At 44.5% G+C, this 16447-nt stretch carries 14 protein-coding genes; 13 read left to right on the plus strand and 1 reads right to left on the minus strand.

All coding sequences use genetic code 11. The features are described from left to right. Positions 1-3: 3 nt before the first annotated feature. A complete protein-coding gene (locus AACM02_RS02465) occupies positions 4-735 on the minus strand; it encodes a helix-hairpin-helix domain-containing protein (RefSeq protein WP_339115965.1) in 732 nt (243 codons plus the stop codon). Between the two features lie 87 nt (positions 736-822). On the opposite strand from AACM02_RS02465, the gene AACM02_RS02470 reads away from it, so the two are divergent. The 13 genes from AACM02_RS02470 (at position 823) to AACM02_RS02530 (ending at position 16444) form a co-directional block, all read left to right on the plus strand. After that, complete coding sequence (locus AACM02_RS02470; protein WP_214063741.1) at positions 823-2055, plus strand: nucleoside recognition domain-containing protein; 1233 nt, start codon at positions 823-825, stop codon at positions 2053-2055. Between the two features lie 38 nt (positions 2056-2093). Beyond that, positions 2094-2516 carry an rRNA maturation RNase YbeY gene (gene ybeY, locus AACM02_RS02475; RefSeq protein ID WP_339115966.1) on the plus strand — a complete coding sequence of 141 codons (423 nt, stop codon included), beginning with the start codon at positions 2094-2096 and terminating at the stop codon, positions 2514-2516. Positions 2517-2585: 69 nt separating this feature from the next. Further along, entirely contained in the window at positions 2586-3536 is a 951-nt protein-coding gene (locus tag AACM02_RS02480; protein ID WP_339115967.1) for an endonuclease/exonuclease/phosphatase family protein, read from the plus strand. Positions 3537-3616: 80 nt separating this feature from the next. Further along, on the plus strand, positions 3617-5491 hold the full coding sequence (gene mnmG, locus AACM02_RS02485; RefSeq protein ID WP_339115968.1) for a tRNA uridine-5-carboxymethylaminomethyl(34) synthesis enzyme MnmG: 1875 nt from the start codon (positions 3617-3619) through the stop codon (positions 5489-5491). A 60-nt stretch (positions 5492-5551) separates the two neighbouring features. Further along, positions 5552-6082, plus strand: coding sequence for an adenine phosphoribosyltransferase (locus tag AACM02_RS02490; protein WP_339115969.1), 531 nt, complete (start codon positions 5552-5554; stop codon positions 6080-6082). Beyond that, positions 6079-7872 (plus strand): excinuclease ABC subunit UvrC, encoded by a 1794-nt coding sequence (gene uvrC, locus AACM02_RS02495; RefSeq protein WP_339115970.1) that lies wholly within the window; start codon positions 6079-6081, stop codon positions 7870-7872. The genes AACM02_RS02490 and uvrC overlap by 4 nt, the downstream gene beginning before the upstream one ends. Before the next feature lie 16 nt (positions 7873-7888). Beyond that, positions 7889-8341 carry a D-aminoacyl-tRNA deacylase gene (gene dtd, locus AACM02_RS02500; protein WP_339115971.1) on the plus strand — a complete coding sequence of 151 codons (453 nt, stop codon included), beginning with the start codon at positions 7889-7891 and terminating at the stop codon, positions 8339-8341. A gap of 1 nt (position 8342) precedes the next feature. Then, positions 8343-8666, plus strand: coding sequence for a nucleotide pyrophosphohydrolase (locus AACM02_RS02505; protein ID WP_339115972.1), 324 nt, complete (start codon positions 8343-8345; stop codon positions 8664-8666). Positions 8667-8692: 26 nt separating this feature from the next. Further along, entirely contained in the window at positions 8693-9565 is an 873-nt protein-coding gene (gene deoC / locus AACM02_RS02510; protein ID WP_339115973.1) for a deoxyribose-phosphate aldolase, read from the plus strand. Positions 9566-9675: 110 nt separating this feature from the next. Next, complete coding sequence (locus AACM02_RS02515; RefSeq protein ID WP_339117414.1) at positions 9676-12993, plus strand: glycoside hydrolase family 2 TIM barrel-domain containing protein; 3318 nt, start codon at positions 9676-9678, stop codon at positions 12991-12993. Between the two features lie 237 nt (positions 12994-13230). Then, a complete protein-coding gene (locus AACM02_RS02520) occupies positions 13231-14802 on the plus strand; it encodes a calcineurin-like phosphoesterase C-terminal domain-containing protein (protein WP_339115974.1) in 1572 nt (523 codons plus the stop codon). A 208-nt stretch (positions 14803-15010) separates the two neighbouring features. Continuing rightward, positions 15011-15439 (plus strand): Hsp20/alpha crystallin family protein, encoded by a 429-nt coding sequence (locus tag AACM02_RS02525; RefSeq protein WP_332457302.1) that lies wholly within the window; start codon positions 15011-15013, stop codon positions 15437-15439. A gap of 189 nt (positions 15440-15628) precedes the next feature. Further along, positions 15629-16444 carry a hypothetical protein gene (locus AACM02_RS02530; protein WP_339115975.1) on the plus strand — a complete coding sequence of 272 codons (816 nt, stop codon included), beginning with the start codon at positions 15629-15631 and terminating at the stop codon, positions 16442-16444. Positions 16445-16447: the final 3 nt, after the last annotated feature.

The raw sequence follows: 16447 nt of genomic DNA on the forward strand, positions 1-16447 counted from the left end.
AAGTCAAAATGCCAGATAGGGTTCAATCCGAAAAATATCTTCCGAGGTAAATTCATCCAATATAACCAATTCATGGATGGAAGCAATATTTCCTTTCTTTTTCCGCAGGTTCATAATGGCTCGTACCTGTTTGTAATTGAGGTAAGGATGCCTTAATAGTTCCTTAAATTCCAACTCGTTAATCCGAAGCTTTCTGAAGTTTTCGTCAGCTTGGATATACGGCGAGATCCTGGAAAACAGTTCGTTGTCAATCCCATAAACCTCCCTGAGTTGCTCTACCGAAACAAATCCCCCCAGCAGATTCCGATACTTCACAATCCGCGAAGCGAAGGTACTGCCTATTCCCGGGATCTTTTTCCATTCAGCCGTATCAGCAGCATTCAAAAGGATCGTTTCTCCTGCGTCTAATTTTTCTGCTGTAGGAAAGGGAGCATCGCGATCCGGACTGTTCTCTTCGGAAAGTTTTTTGGATCGCAACCCGTCGTTACTCCTTCCTTCATTTTGCGGCACAACATGCGCTGAGTCCAGAACGTCTATACCTTCACGCAAACTAAGGTTCCGCTGAAATTCTTCAAATACTTTCACCAGCGAATCGTTTTGCGTGAAAATGACGCCCCGGCTGTTGCGTTGCGAGAGTATCAGGTTTAAAATCAGCGTCAGCACAATCAGGATAAGCAGCAGAATTACCGCTAATTTCTCGCTTTTCCGATAATATAGAAAATCCTTCCAATGCATAGACGGCAGCACTTCTAAGGGGTAAAGATAAAAATTATTTCCCCGAAAGTATTACCTTTGATGGAATAATTGTGAAATGCTTTTGCTATGGTCCTGAATTACATATGGATTGCCTTTTTTCTCATCGCTTTTGTAGTTGCTCTGGCCAGACTTGTTTTCTTCGGCGATGTAAATGTATTTACAGAAATAATGAATTCCACGTACGACTCTGCCAAAACTGGATTCGAGATTTCACTGGGTCTGACAGGCATTCTTTCGCTTTGGTTGGGCGTGATGAAGATCGGCGAACGTGGTGGAATGATCGATCTTTTTTCGCGTGGTGTGGCACCGTTATTCTCCAAACTCTTCCCGGATATTCCTAAAGGACATCCGGCGTCGGGCTCTATGCTTATGAACATCTCTGCCAATATGCTCGGGCTCGATAATGCGGCCACCCCATTCGGGCTGAAAGCAATGCAGGAGCTTCAGGAGATAAATCCTGACAAAGGCAAGGCATCCAATCCAATGATCATGTTTCTGGTGATGAACGCCTCGGGACTGACCCTGATTCCTGTCACTGTGATGGTTTATCGTGCACAAATGGGTGCAGTTAATCCGGCAGACGTGTTTATCCCGATAATGATAGCAACATTTGCTGCCACCCTCGTGGGGGTTATTGCCGTTTGTCTCAAACAACGGATAAACATCTTTAATAAGGCCATAATGGGATTTTTCCTCGGTATGCTGGTAATAATTGGAGGAACCATTTTTGCTTTTAACTCTATGCCGCAGGAGAAAGCAAACATCGTTTCGGGACTTGCGGCTAACATTATTCTGCTCTCTGTCATAGTCCTTTTTATCGTGGTGGCGTTGCGGAAGAGGGTCAACATCTTTGAATCATTTATCGATGGTGCCAAGGACGGGTTTAAAACAGCCGTTACCATCATCCCTTACCTCATTGCTATCCTGGTTGGAATTGGTGTTTTTCGAGCATCTGGCGCCATGGACTTCCTGATGGATGGCCTGCGGAATTTAGTAGCACTTACCGGAATGGATACCCGTTGGGTAGACGGAATGCCCACGGCGATTATGAAGCCGCTCAGCGGAAGTGGTGCCCGCGGGATGATGATTGATGCGATGAAGACTTTCGGAGCCGATTCATTTACCGGAAGGCTCTCATCCGTCCTGCAGGGAGCGACAGACACTACGTTTTACATTGTTGCTGTTTATTACGGAGCCGTGAACATCAAAAACAGCCGCTATACCGTTCCCTATGCGCTTTTGGCAGATTTGGCAGGTGTTTTGACTGCGGTTTTTGTTGCCTACCTTTTCTTCGGATAAAAACAAGCTCTTCTCTGCGTAAATAAAAGTTAAAAAATATGGCAATTACATTTCAGGCTGACAAAATCAATTTTCCGAAGATAAGGAAAGGCAATATTAAAAATTGGATCAAACGTGTTGCCGCCAGCTACGGCAAAACAATCGGCGAGGTCAATTATCTGTTTTGTACGGATGATAAAATTCTCGAGGTAAACACCCAATATCTTTCCCACGATTTTTACACCGACATTATCACGTTCGACTATTCGGAAGGAGATAAAATATCGGGCGATATCATTATCAGCTTAGAGACGGTCCGCACTAATTCACAAAAGTATAGCACCGATTTTACGGAAGAACTACATCGTGTTATTATTCACGGAATCCTCCACATGTGCGGGATTGATGATAAAAGCGAAACGGCTTCCCTCAATATGAGGAAGGCGGAAAACCAGGCTTTGGAACAAATAAACCCCCAATAATTACAGTTCTCTTTATCAGCAATTTACTTTTGGAAACATACAAATGTTAATCACCTAAAATAAACCGTAATGACAACCCCGTTTTCTTTTATGTTTTATAATACCGAGAATTTTTACGATACTTCAGATGACCCTGGAGTAATGGACAGCGAATTCACTCCAGGGGGAAGATTAAGATGGGATGAGAAAAGATTTAACGACAAGGTAACCAAGTTAACATTTGTAATTCAAGACATTGTAAAACCGGAAATTCCCGATATTATCGGACTGGCCGAAATCGAGAACAAAAACGTGATGATGAGTATTCTGGACGATTTACACAGAAAAGGAATGAAGCACTACAGCTTTGTTCATTACGACAGTCCCGACGAACGCGGCAGCGACGTAGCCATGATCTACAATACACAATCATTCATCGTACTCGAATCAAGTCCGGTTCTTGTTCACCTACCGGGTATTGAGGATCGTACCCGCGATATTCTCCACGTGAAAGGCAAAACTACATTTGACGAGATCTTCCACATCTTTATTGTGCATTTCCCTTCGCGAAGGGAGGGGACAGACAGATCGGAGCGCAGGCGCTATTTCGTGGCAAGCGAGCTGCACAGTGCCGTTTACAAGGTATTAAGTGAAAACCCCGATGAGAACATACTTATTATGGGCGATTTCAACGACACTCCGGACGACAACAGCGTTGACGAGGTGCTCGGGGCGCAAAAATCATTCGACAACATAAGCAACACCAAACTCTATAACCTTACATACCCTAGGCACAAAAAAGGTATCGGATCAACCTATCACAAAGGCTGGCTGCTGTTTGACCAGTTTATCGTTTCGGGACATGTGCTTCTGTCCGACAAGTTTGACTGCAAGCCAGAGAACGCCGACGTTTTCAATCCCAAGTACCTGCTCCATTTTGATAAAAAAGGGCGACCCAACACCAATCGGACCTACCGGAATCATTATACCGGTGGCTTTAGCGATCACCTGCCTATCTACCTGAAGATCTATGTGAAGTAAGTTTAATTTCACTCAATTAACATCTTATAAGCGCATTAGCAGCTTCTTTTTTCGTATATTTGCAGCCGCAAAACAAAAAAATGGATTTCAAGTACGACATAATTGTGGTGGGCGCCGGACACGCCGGATGCGAAGCCGCTGCCGCCGCCGCAAATTTGGGCTCAAAAACGTTGTTGATAACAATGGATATGAATAAAATCGCCCAAATGAGCTGCAACCCTGCGGTTGGAGGTATTGCAAAAGGACAGATTGTGCGTGAAATTGATGCGTTGGGCGGACAGATGGGTATTGTAAGCGACAGAACAGCTATCCAGTTCCGTATGCTTAATCGTTCCAAAGGGCCTGCCATGTGGAGTCCTCGTGTACAAAGCGACCGGGCAAAATTCATCCAGGAATGGCGTTCGATCATCGAAAATACGCCTCATCTGCATGTATGGCAGGACACCGTTACGCAGCTTTTTTTCCAAGACGGTGAGGTAGCTGGCGTAAAAACCCGTATGGGGGTTGAGTTTACCGCCAAATCGGTTGTTCTGACCAACGGAACATTCCTTAACGGGCTGATTCACATCGGCAGCGTACAAATAGGCGGCGGACGCATGTCGGAACCGGCCTCTTTCGGGATGACGGAACAATTGCAAGCAATCGGATTTAAAACCGACAGGATGAAAACGGGTACGCCTGTACGCATAGACGGTAGAAGCGTTGATTTTTCACTGCTGGAAGAACAAAAGGGGGACGATGATTTTCACAAATTCTCCTATTTGGATAACATTCAGCGTGAACTCACCCAACGCAGTTGCTGGATAACGTATACCTCGGAAGCCGTGCACAACCTGCTTCGGGAAGGCTTGAATGATTCACCGCTCTATAACGGCCAGATCCAAAGTATCGGACCGCGCTATTGTCCAAGCATCGAGACCAAGATCGTCACGTTTTCAGACAAAACGAGCCATCAGCTCTTTCTTGAACCGGAAGGCGAAACCACCCACGAATACTACCTCAATGGATTCTCCTCTTCCCTACCCCTGCAAATTCAGCTAAACGCACTTCAAGCTGTTCCCGCTTTCAAGAACGTACATATTTTCCGGCCGGGATATGCTATCGAGTACGATTTCTTCGATCCTCGCCAGCTCAATCCGACACTTGAAACAAAACGGGTGAAGAACCTGTTTTTTGCCGGACAGATCAACGGCACTACCGGCTATGAAGAAGCGGGGGGACAAGGCATTGTAGCCGGAATAAACGCCCATATCAATTGCCATGGCGGAAACCCGTTCACACTGCGCAGGGATGAGGCCTATATCGGTGTACTCATTGACGACCTCATCACAAAAGGAGTGGATGAACCGTACAGAATGTTTACGTCGCGCGCCGAATACCGCATCCTGCTTCGCCAGGACAATGCCGACGAGCGACTCACACAGCGAGCTTATGACCTTGGGCTTGCTTCTTCAGAAAGAATGATTTTACTGGCAGAAAAACGAGAAGAAGTGGACAGGATTATCGATTTCGCACGCAATTTCTCCATCAAGGCAGACCGTATAAACCCATACCTGGAGACCTTGAATACGGCACCGTTAAAGCATGGCGTGAAGCTTATCGATCTGCTTACCCGCCCGCATATCGACCTGGAAACAATGTCCAGGGAGATTACCCCTTTAAAGGAGCTGTTGTCGAACATCAAAAACCGAAAGGAAGAAATTATTGAATCTGCCGATATAAAAATAAAGTACGAGGGCTATATCAAACGTGAAAAGTTGATGGCCGATAAGATAAACAGGCTGGAAGATATCCGGATCAAAGACAAGTTCAACTACAACGAGATTCAATCCTTATCAACCGAAGCACGGCAAAAATTAACGTCTATCAACCCCGAAACCATTGCCCAGGCCAGCCGAATCCCCGGAGTATCCCCGAACGACATATCGGTTTTACTTGTGCTTCTGGGAAGATAGAATACAAATGTTCCACGTGGAACAATCCCAAATTATACACACATTTATAATTATACAAAAATGAGTATTGAAACATTAACCGCTGCCGTCAGGAATATCCCTGACTTTCCTACTAAAGGAATACAATTCAAGGACATCACTACGCTGTTCCAGTCGCCATCGCATTTAAAAGAACTGTCCGACATTCTTTACGAAAGGTATAAAGAAAAAGGCATTACCAAGGTGGTAGGTATTGAATCCAGGGGTTTTTTCATGGGGCCTCAATTGGCAGTACGGTTAAACGCAGGATTTGTTCCAATTCGTAAACCGGGTAAACTTCCTTACAAGGTTATTGAAGAAAAGTATACCAAGGAGTACGGAGAAGACACCATCCAGATTCACGAAGATGCACTAACAAAAGAGGACGTTGTTTTGATTCACGACGATTTGTTGGCTACCGGAGGGACAATGGTAGCTGCCCATAAACTGGTGAAAAAAATGGACGTTAAGAAAATTTACATCAATTTTCTGATAGAACTAGAAGCACTCCACGGGCGCTCCCTGTTCCCCGATGAGGTGGAGTTGGATACGATTCTTAGATTTGAAATATGACACAAGAGATACGGGATACACTAAAAATACTTCCTCAGGGACCAGGCTGCTACCAATTTTTAGACGAAAAAGGCAGAATAATCTATGTGGGCAAAGCCAAGAACCTGAAGAAAAGAGTATCCTCGTATTTCAATAAACACCAGGAAAACCCTAAAACCCGCGTTCTCGTCCGGAATATCCGACAGATAAAATATATTGTGGTTAATACGGAAGAAGACACATTTCTTCTCGAGAACAATCTTATCAAAGAGCTGAAGCCACGCTACAATGTGATGCTGAAGGACGATAAATCCTACCCTTCAATCGTTATAAAAAACGAATTTTTCCCACGGGTTTTTAAAACAAGAAATATCGTAAAGGATGGCTCAAAATACTTTGGCCCGTACACTTCCGTTGCTGCGGTCGACGCCCTGATTGAGGTTTTTCGAAAAATTTACAAAGTAAGAACCTGCAGGCTCAATTTAACTCCCGAAAACATCTCTGCCGGGAAATTCAAGGTTTGCCTCGAATATCACATTAAACGATGCGATGCTCCCTGCGTTGGATATCAATCACTGGAAAATTACAACAAAAACATTGCAGAGATTACCGAAATTCTGAAAGGAAACATCTCCCTTATTGAGAAACAAATAACGATTGAAATGCAGCACTACTCCGATGAGCTCCGTTTTGAAGAAGCACAGCGGCTCAAGGAGAAACTTCTGCTGATCCGGAATTTCAGGGAGAAATCGCAAGTGGTAAGCAATGTTCATTATAACTTGGATGTCTATGGATTTGCGGAAGACGAAAATGCGGCTTACATCAACTATCTCCACGTGGTGAATGGCGGTATAATCCAAGCGTACACTTTTGAATACAAGAAAAAACTGGATGAAACACCCGAAGAACTGCTGGGGTTAGGAATTGTGGAAATGCGTCAACGCTTCGGTAGTGAATCGAAAGAGATCATGGTCCCCTTCATTCCTGATCTTATTCTTTCCGGAGTTGAATTTATCGTTCCTATACGGGGAGACAAGCGAAAACTCCTGGACCTTTCCGAGAAGAACGTCAAGCAGTTTAAAGTAGACAAACTGAAAAAGTCAGAGATGCTGAATCCGGAGCAGCGAACCACACGCATTTTAAAGACGGTTCAGAAAGATCTGCATCTGAAAGAGATTCCATGGCACATCGAATGTTTTGACAATTCAAACATTCAAGGTACAAATCCCGTGGCAGCTTGTGTGGTTTTCAAAAAAGCAAAGCCATCGAAAAAAGATTACCGCCATTTCAACATTAAAACCGTCGTAGGTCCCGATGATTACGCCTCGATGGCCGAAATTATTCATAGACGCTATTCTCGTGCAGTTAACGAAGGTCATTCTTTGCCTCAACTCATTGTAATTGACGGTGGTAAAGGGCAACTCCACGCTGCAACAGAATCGCTTCAGAAAATTGGACTTTACGGCAAGATCGCCATTATTGGAATTGCAAAGCGATTGGAAGAAATTTATTTCCCTGAAGACTCCGTCCCGCTCTACATTGACAAAAATTCTGAGACACTAAAACTCATTCAGCAACTTCGCGACGAAGCTCATCGTTTCGGCATTGCTCATCACCGAAACAGAAGAAGTAAATCGCAGGTGACTTCCGAACTGGATCAAATAAAAGGAGTCGGAAAAGAAACCAAAAAGAAACTTCTTTCACACTTTAAAAGTGTGAAGCGCATAAAAGAAACCCGTGAAGAAGAAATTGCTTCAGTTGTCGGAAAAAGTAAAGGAAAACTCATTACCGATTTTTTTAAAGAAAAATAAGATATTTACTTGACCTATGCGTTTATTGATTCAACGAGTATCTGAAGCATCGGTAACGATTAACAACCGAAAAAAGAGCTCCATTAAAAAAGGACTGCTGCTCCTGGTAGGAATAGAAGAATCCGATACAAAAGAAGATATCGATTTTATGTGTAAAAAGACCATTTATTTACGTATATTTGACGATGAAAACGGTGTGATGAACAAATCGATCTTAGAAACCGATGGGGAAATTTTGGTGGTCTCCCAGTTTACCCTTCTCGCAAGCACAAAGAAAGGGAATCGTCCTTCCTATATTCGTGCTGCCAAGCCCGATGTGTCCATACCGCTGTACAGACAATTTTGCATAACATTGTCGGAAATGCTGGGAAAACCGGTGCAAACCGGCGAATTTGGTGCGGATATGCAGGTTCAGCTTATTAACGACGGTCCCGTGACCATTTGGATAGATTCGAAAATGAGAGAATAAGATGACCATTCAGGAAGCACAACAACTAGTAGACAAGTGGATCAAGACCTACGGGGTTCGTTATTTCAGCGAACTTACCAATTTGGCCATTCTCACCGAAGAAGTGGGGGAATTGGCGCGAATTATGGCACGTAAGTACGGTGAACAATCGTTTAAAGAGTCCGATATGGAGAAAAACCTTGCCGATGAGATGGCGGATGTATTGTGGGTATTGCTATGCCTGGCCAATCAAACCGGAGTAGATTTAACGGATGCTTTGAAAAAAAACATCGAGAAAAAAACAAAAAGAGACAAGAACAGGCACAAAAAAAATACTAAATTATAAAAAATAAACATCAACCGATTGATAATATGAATACTACAAACAAATACACCGATGCGCTAAAAAAATATCCGTTTACCCTTTCGGATACTCAGATAACAGAATCCATCAACAAAATCATTGCTGATGGATTCAACGGGAACAATACGCAGGAAGTATACCGGAAAATCTATTCCTGCATCGATCTTACAACACTCAATTCTACTGATTCCAGGGAAGAGGTATGGAAATTCACGGAGAAAGTGAACGCTTTTGAAGATATACACCCTGAATTACAGAATGTTGCATCTATTTGTGTATATCCAAACTTCGCCAAAACCGTAAAAGAAGCATTGACCGTTGATGTCAACATCGCCTGCGTATCGGGGGGGTTCCCCAACTCTCAAACCTTTTCGGAAGTGAAAATAGCGGAAACTGCACTTGCCGTGGCAGACGGAGCCGACGAAATAGACACTGTCATCAATCTTGGACTTTTTCTGGACAAGGAATACGAGGAAATGTGTGAAGAACTTACGGAGATAAAGGACGCGTGCCACGGGGCAACTCTGAAAGTCATTCTCGAAACCGGAGCCTTGAAATCGGCAGAGAATATTCATAAGGCCTCCGTCCTATCGCTCTACTCAGGTGCGGATTTCTTAAAAACATCCACGGGAAAGGGATATTCCGGCGCCTCTCCGGAAGCTGCCTACGTAATGTGCAACGTCATTAAGTCCTATTACGAAAAAACAGGGAACAAAGCCGGATTTAAGGTTTCCGGCGGTGTATCTTCTGTAGAAGATGCGGTAAAATATTATACCCTTGTAAAAGAAATTCTGGGTGAAGAATGGTGCTCCCCTACCCTCTTCCGTATCGGTGCAAGCCGCCTGTCCGATAACTTGCTAAATGCAATAAAAGAGGATTAATAATCCAGAGAGAATCAATAACAAATTAAATAATGAAATTCAAATTTTTATCATCGGTGCTAACGGTTGGACTTTCAACAATCGTAACCCTACACGCTCAGGAGAGCAGAATGATCTCATCCCAGCGAAAAACGCCGTACTGGCAAGATGTAAATGTAGTGCAGGTAAACAAAGAATATCCGCGCACGCAGTTTATGACCTTTGATAACAAGCTGGAAGCGATGAACTCCCGTTTCGAAGAGAGCAAATACTACATTTCGCTCAATGGTACGTGGAAGTTTTACTTTGTAGAAGGATACAAACAACTGCCCGAAAATGTGACTGACTCCGTAGTTTCACTTTCTGACTGGAAAGAGATAAAAGTACCGGGGAACTGGGAATTGCAGGGCTTTGGTACACCTATCTATGTCAATCATCCCTACGAATTTGTAGAGCGTGATCCCAAAACACGTTTTCCAAAATTTGCACCCCCTTATCTCCCCGAGAAAAATCCTGTAGGGGTTTACCGCCGTGAAATTGACATCCCCCAAGACTGGAAAGATAGGGAGATTTTCCTGAGCATCGACGGAGCCAAATCAGGTGTATACGTGTATATCAATGGAAAAGAAGTTGGTTATAGCGAAGATTCAAAAACCAGTGCCGAATTCAGGATAAACAAATACGTGAAACCGGGGAAGAACTCCCTTGTATTGAAAATATTCCGCTGGTCAACAGGCTCTTACCTCGAATGCCAGGACTTTTGGCGCATCAGCGGTATTGAACGCGATGTGTTTTTGTGGTCTCAACCCAAGACTTCACTCCGCGATTTCCGCGTGAAATCCACGCTTGATGACAGTTACCAAAACGGCATCTTCGAACTGGAAACCACCGTTAGCAACTACAGTCCCGGCGTGTCGTATGCCGAGGTCTCTTACGAGTTGCTGGATGCGGCTGAAAAGACGGTAGCCTCCGGATCACAGGCAGTCAGTGTGCAAGGACAAGGCGAAAACACCGTAAAATTTGAAGCTCAGCTACCCAACGTAGCCACATGGACATCGGAACACCCCAACCTCTACAAGCTTCTTATTAGCGTAAGAAAAGAAGATGAGAAGTCGGGAGAAGTAGTCCCCTACTCCGTCGGATTCCGCCGTTTTGAAATCAAAGCCGTAAAAACCGGTGAGAGAACCGACCGCTTATTTCTGGTGAACGGGCAACCCATCAAATTAAAAGGGGTCAACATCCACGAAACCAACCCCAAAACAGGGCATTACGTGCCCGAAGAATTAATGCGCAAGGATTTCGAACTGATGAAACAAAACAACATCAACACCGTCCGTTTGTCGCACTACCCACAAGCACGCCGCTTCTACGAACTGTGCAGTGAATTCGGATTATACGTTTACGACGAAGCCAACATCGAGTCTCACGGCATGTATTACGGCCAGGAATCGCTGGCCAAACACCCCGAGTGGGAACAGGCGCATATGGACAGAACGGTGAACATGTTTGAGCGTAACAAAAATCATCCCTCTGTAGCCATATGGTCACTTGGAAATGAAGCCGGTAACGGAATCAACTTCTTCCATACCTATAGATACCTGAAAGATCAGGAACGCAATTTTATGAACCGTCCTGTAAACTACGAGCGTGGACTTTGGGAATACAATACCGACATGTACGTTCCGCAATATCCAAGCGCAGCGTGGCTCGAAGAAGTCGGGAAAAAAGGGAGCGATCGCCCTGTTGTGCCTTCAGAATACTCGCACGCAATGGGAAATTCAAGTGGAAATCTCGATCTGCAGTGGCAAGCCATCTATAAGTATCCTAACCTCCAAGGCGCATACATCTGGGATTGGGTTGACCAGGGTATGGAGGCTGTTGACGAAAATGGCCGGGTTTACTATAAATATGGCGGCGATTACGGAACAGATATGCCCAGTGACGGAAATTTTCTCTGCAACGGTATTGTAAATCCTGACCGTACCCCCCACCCCGCTATGGCCGAAGTGAAATATACCCATCAAAACTTTGCTGTTGAAGCCGTTGACCTACCGAAAGGGATTGTCAACATCATTAACCGGCAATACTTCTCCAATACAGACAATTACACGTTTAAATACAACATTACAGAAAACGGGAAGCAAATTTCCGAAGGTATCCTCCCGGTAACACTGGCACCGCAACAAGCCGCTCATGCAACCGTTCCTGTTGGCCAAATAAAAGCAAGGCCGGGGATGGAATATTTCCTGAATTTCGAAGTGGTTCAGAAAACCGCAACCCAACTTATTCCAGCCAATCACATCGTGGCTGTAGAGCAATTTAAATTACCGATAACGGTACCCAAACAAGCGTTTACCGACAAGTCCCAAAAACCCGAATTGAAGATTACTTCGTCGGGAAAAAGTATTGTTGTCAAATCACCTACAGTAAACTTTGTTTTTGATAAGAAAAGCGGAACGGTGACATCCTACAAGGTAAACGGTCAGGAATATTTCGATAAGGGCTTCGGCATTCAACCCAACTTCTGGCGTGCACCCAACGACAATGACTTTGGAAATGGAAATCCGCACCGCCTCCAGGTATGGAAACAATCGAGCCGCAACTTCAACGTAACCGACGTCAAGGGATACGCTCAGGGCAATAATGCCGTGGTTGAAACAACCTATCTGCTGGCCGCCGGCAACCTTTACACGATTAAATATACCGTTCATCCATCGGGAGTAGTGAAAGTAGACGTAGAGTTCCATTCTACTGACATGCAGGCCGCCCAACTTGAAGCATCGGAAGCAACACTTATGGCAACCGCATCGCCCGAGGCCACTGCAGCGCGCAAGGCCTCATCGGAACTGGTTGTTCCACGTATTGGCGTACGCTTTCGCCTGCCCGCATCCATGAATGCGGTAGAATACTTCGGCCGTGGGCCCGGTGAAAATTACATCGACCGCGCCTCAGGCTCAAAAGTAGGCCTCTATAAAACCACCGCTGATGAAATGTATTTCCCATACGTCCGTCCCCAGGAGAACGGACATCGTACCGATACACGCTGGGTTGCCCTTAAGGGTGCTGGAAACGGACTGATGGTTGTTGCCGACGAAACCATCGGCTTTAACTCACTGAAAAATTCAGTGGAAGATTTCGATTCGGAAGAAGCTACTCAACGCCCCTACCAATGGAACAATTTCAGCAGCGAAGAAATTGCCGGACGCGACGATGCCGATGCTAAAAATAAGCGCCCCAGACACACCCACATCAATGACATCACTCCACGTAATTTTGTGGAAGTCTGCGTGGATATGAAGCAACAGGGCGTAGCCGGATACAACAGCTGGGGTGCACGCCCGCTGCCCGAATATTCCATACCGGCGAATCAAAACTACAAGTGGGGATTCACGCTGGTGCCGTTCGGTAACGCGGGCGATATTCAAATCAAATCGGTATTGAAGTATTGATCCGTCAGATATATTCGAAAACGGGAATGTTGAATAACAACAGTTCCCGTTTTTTTTTTGAGGAAAACGTCACATTTTCTTCACTTAATTCCGAAACATTACCTCAAGTTTATTGTTGAATCTGTATAAGTAATTCTGCATTAACATGCATTTATCATTGACGTATACAGCTTGATGAGTGACATTTAGCTGCTATACGCACACGTAAGAAAATTCAACAAGCAAAAGATATCAACAATGAGAAAGAACATTTTACTTCTTTTTGCCTTGCTGGCAAGTTTTACCGCTCATGCTCAGCAGATGGCTTCAGGCTATGTGTTTGAAGACACCAATAAAAACGGTAGGAAAGACCGTCGTGAAGCGGGAATTCCTGATGTTGCCGTCTCCAACGGAATCGAAGTAACCGTTACAAACGACAAAGGGCATTACTCCCTTCCGGCGGGAACCGACAATACGATTTTCGTGATAAAGCCTAGCGGATACGGAATTCCTGTGGATGAGCATTTTATACCTCGGTATTATTACCACCATAAGCCGGAAGGCTCACCCGGTTCATTCCGGTACAAAGGTGTTCCGCCAACTGGAGAACTTCCCGGCTCAATAAATTTTGCACTGTACAAACAGGATGAACCCAACGATTTTACAACCGTCGTTTTTGGGGATCCCCAGCCCTACTCCATTCAGGACCTGGATTATTTCTCTCAGAAGATCGTGGCCGATGTGCAAAAGACCGGGAAAACGTTGTTTGGCATCAGCCTGGGCGATATTGTCGGCGACAACCTCGATCTTCAACCGGTTTACAAGGAAAGGATGAAACGGCTTCAGCTGCCCTGGTACAACGTGATGGGCAATCACGATATGAATTACGACGCCACGTCCGATATCCTGTCGGATGAAACTTTCCAGCAAAATTTCGGACTGGCAAACCTTGCCTTCAATTACGGCGATGCCCATTTTGTTATTCTTGACAATATCCTTTATCCCGATCCCCGCGGCGGAAAAGGGTACTGGGGCGGTTACCGGGAGGATCAACTCCGTTTTCTGGAAAACAACCTGAAGCGGGTACCCAAGAACAAGCTGGTGGTGTTGTCGCAACATATTCAAATGAAAGACAACACAGGCAGATCCTACCGATTGGAGGATAAACAACGGATTTTTGAGCTGCTTAAAGATTTTGAGAACGTACTGATTATGTCTGCGCACACCCATCTTCAGGATCAGATTGAATATACCGAAGTCGACGGGTGGCAAGGGAAAAAACCGTTGCATGAATATAACGTGGGTACCACTTCGGGTGACTGGTATTCGGGTAAACTGGACCAAAAAGGATTGCCCGACGCCACCATGCGCGACGGTACTCCACAGGGATACGCATTCCTTCATATAAAAGGCAACCAATACACCGTCGATTACAAAGTAGCCGGAAGAAATCCTGATTATCAAATGAATATATACGCCCCCAACGTAGTTCCCCACAACGGAAGAACTACCTCCCAGGTGGTGGTGAACTTCTTTATGGGAAGCAAAAACGACGCGGTTGAATATAAAATCGACAACGCCCAGTGGCGCCCGATGCGGTACCTCGAAGCTGTTGACCCGAATTATATGATAAAGCTTATTGAGTGGGATTTTACAGAAAAACTTCTTCCCGGCCGGCGTCCATCGAATGCGGTAAACAGCACACATTTGTGGACCGGAGGAATCCAACTGGACCTGGAACCCGGAGCACATACCATTCATGTCCGTGCAACCGACCGGTTCGGGAAAGCGCATTATGGGCAAAAAACGTACAAAATAGTGGCACCCTGATATGCGTGAAAACCTGGCGACTCAATGCCATTTTGTCAGCATTTCTTTCGGTATTCAGCAAATATCATCTTTTTTCAAGCCATTTTGTCGTAAATAATCTCAAAACGACGCAAATATTCCATCGGCACATAATTTGGTGTTTTTTTGATGTATCGCTGGCGATGCATATAAAAAAACGAATAAATAACTAAAAAGAAAGGATAGAATTATGACAATTATTAGACGAACAAACACATGGCTGCCCAGTGTTTTCAACGATTTTTTTGGAAACGAGTGGGTTACGAACAACAACAAGTCGGTGCCGGCAATCAATATTCAGCAAAATGAAGACGGCTTTACCGTTGAGGTGGCTGCTCCCGGCATGACCAAAGAAGATTGCAACGTAAGTGTAGATGAAGATAACAACCTGGTTATCTGCTTTGAAAAGAAAAATGAATCGGAAGAAAAGGACAAGAAAGGGACTTACCTGAGGCGCGAGTTTTCTTACACGCAATTCACCCGAAAAATGATTTTGCCCGATAATGTAGTGAACGAGAAAATCGCTGCTAAAGTGGAAAACGGCGTATTAACGGTTGATATACCGACAATCAAAGAAGAAGAGAAGGTATCAAAGGTAAAACAGATTGATATTCAATAAGGTAATTTACCTTAAGCAGGTTAAGAAATATCACTCCAGGCAGGGGTGATATTTTTTTTGGGATATCCGGCCTAATTGTTAAAATCGAATTGTTTTTACATTTTGATGCAACGTTTTTCCATTTTTTTCATCTATACCCTATACATAACGACAAGCGGCTCGATTATCTGGATTTTATAAATTAATAGTATGAACAAACGCATTACCTTATTTTGTCTGTTTATCTGCCTGTTGCAATATACTGGAGCACAACCCGTCAATGAAGCACTTTATCCGAGAGTTGAGAGAGGATACATCGAATTGAAAGATGGCCGCATTCTCAAAGGAAAATACATCTATTCTCCTGATTTTGGAAAGATAAGGATCGTCACCTTTCACGAATCTGTTGTCCTGGATGCATCGGAAGTGGTGAGGATCACCAAGAAAAAACCGGGAACAGGGGAAACGAATGACTCCGGGGAAGAATTTTCACAAACTAAAAGCTACTTTATTTTTAGTGAATTAGGGATTTTACCCGGAAATCCGGACAACATGAACAAAATGCCGTTTATTTTCCATACGACAGTAAATTACAGGCTGCTTGAAAAACTATCTGCCGGATTGGGAGCCGGTGTTGAGTTTTACAAAGAGACATACCTGCCGGTAACGATAAACGGGATTTACAGGTTCAACAACAACCGTGCTGCCCCGTTTGCAATGCTTCAGGCCGGATATCAGGTGCCAATAGAAGGTTCCCGGACAAAAGTTGTAAACGTAATGCCGGCACATACAGACTACATTTGGCCGGGCCCGCAGGTAAGTTACGATATGGAATTAAAGGCCAGAGGCGGAATTTTGCTTAATCCGTCGCTCGGAATTATGTGGCAAACCCGGTCGGATGTAAATTTCACTTTTTCTGTCGGTTATCGTTTTCACAGGCTGGCTTACCGCAACAAAGAAAAGGAGTATAACTTAAATGTAGATTACAACCGGCTCTCTTTAAAACTTGGTCTTATCTTTAACTAACTT

It is taken from the genome of Petrimonas sp. (assembly GCF_963921705.1).
GTDB lineage: Bacteria > Bacteroidota > Bacteroidia > Bacteroidales > Dysgonomonadaceae > Petrimonas > Petrimonas sulfuriphila.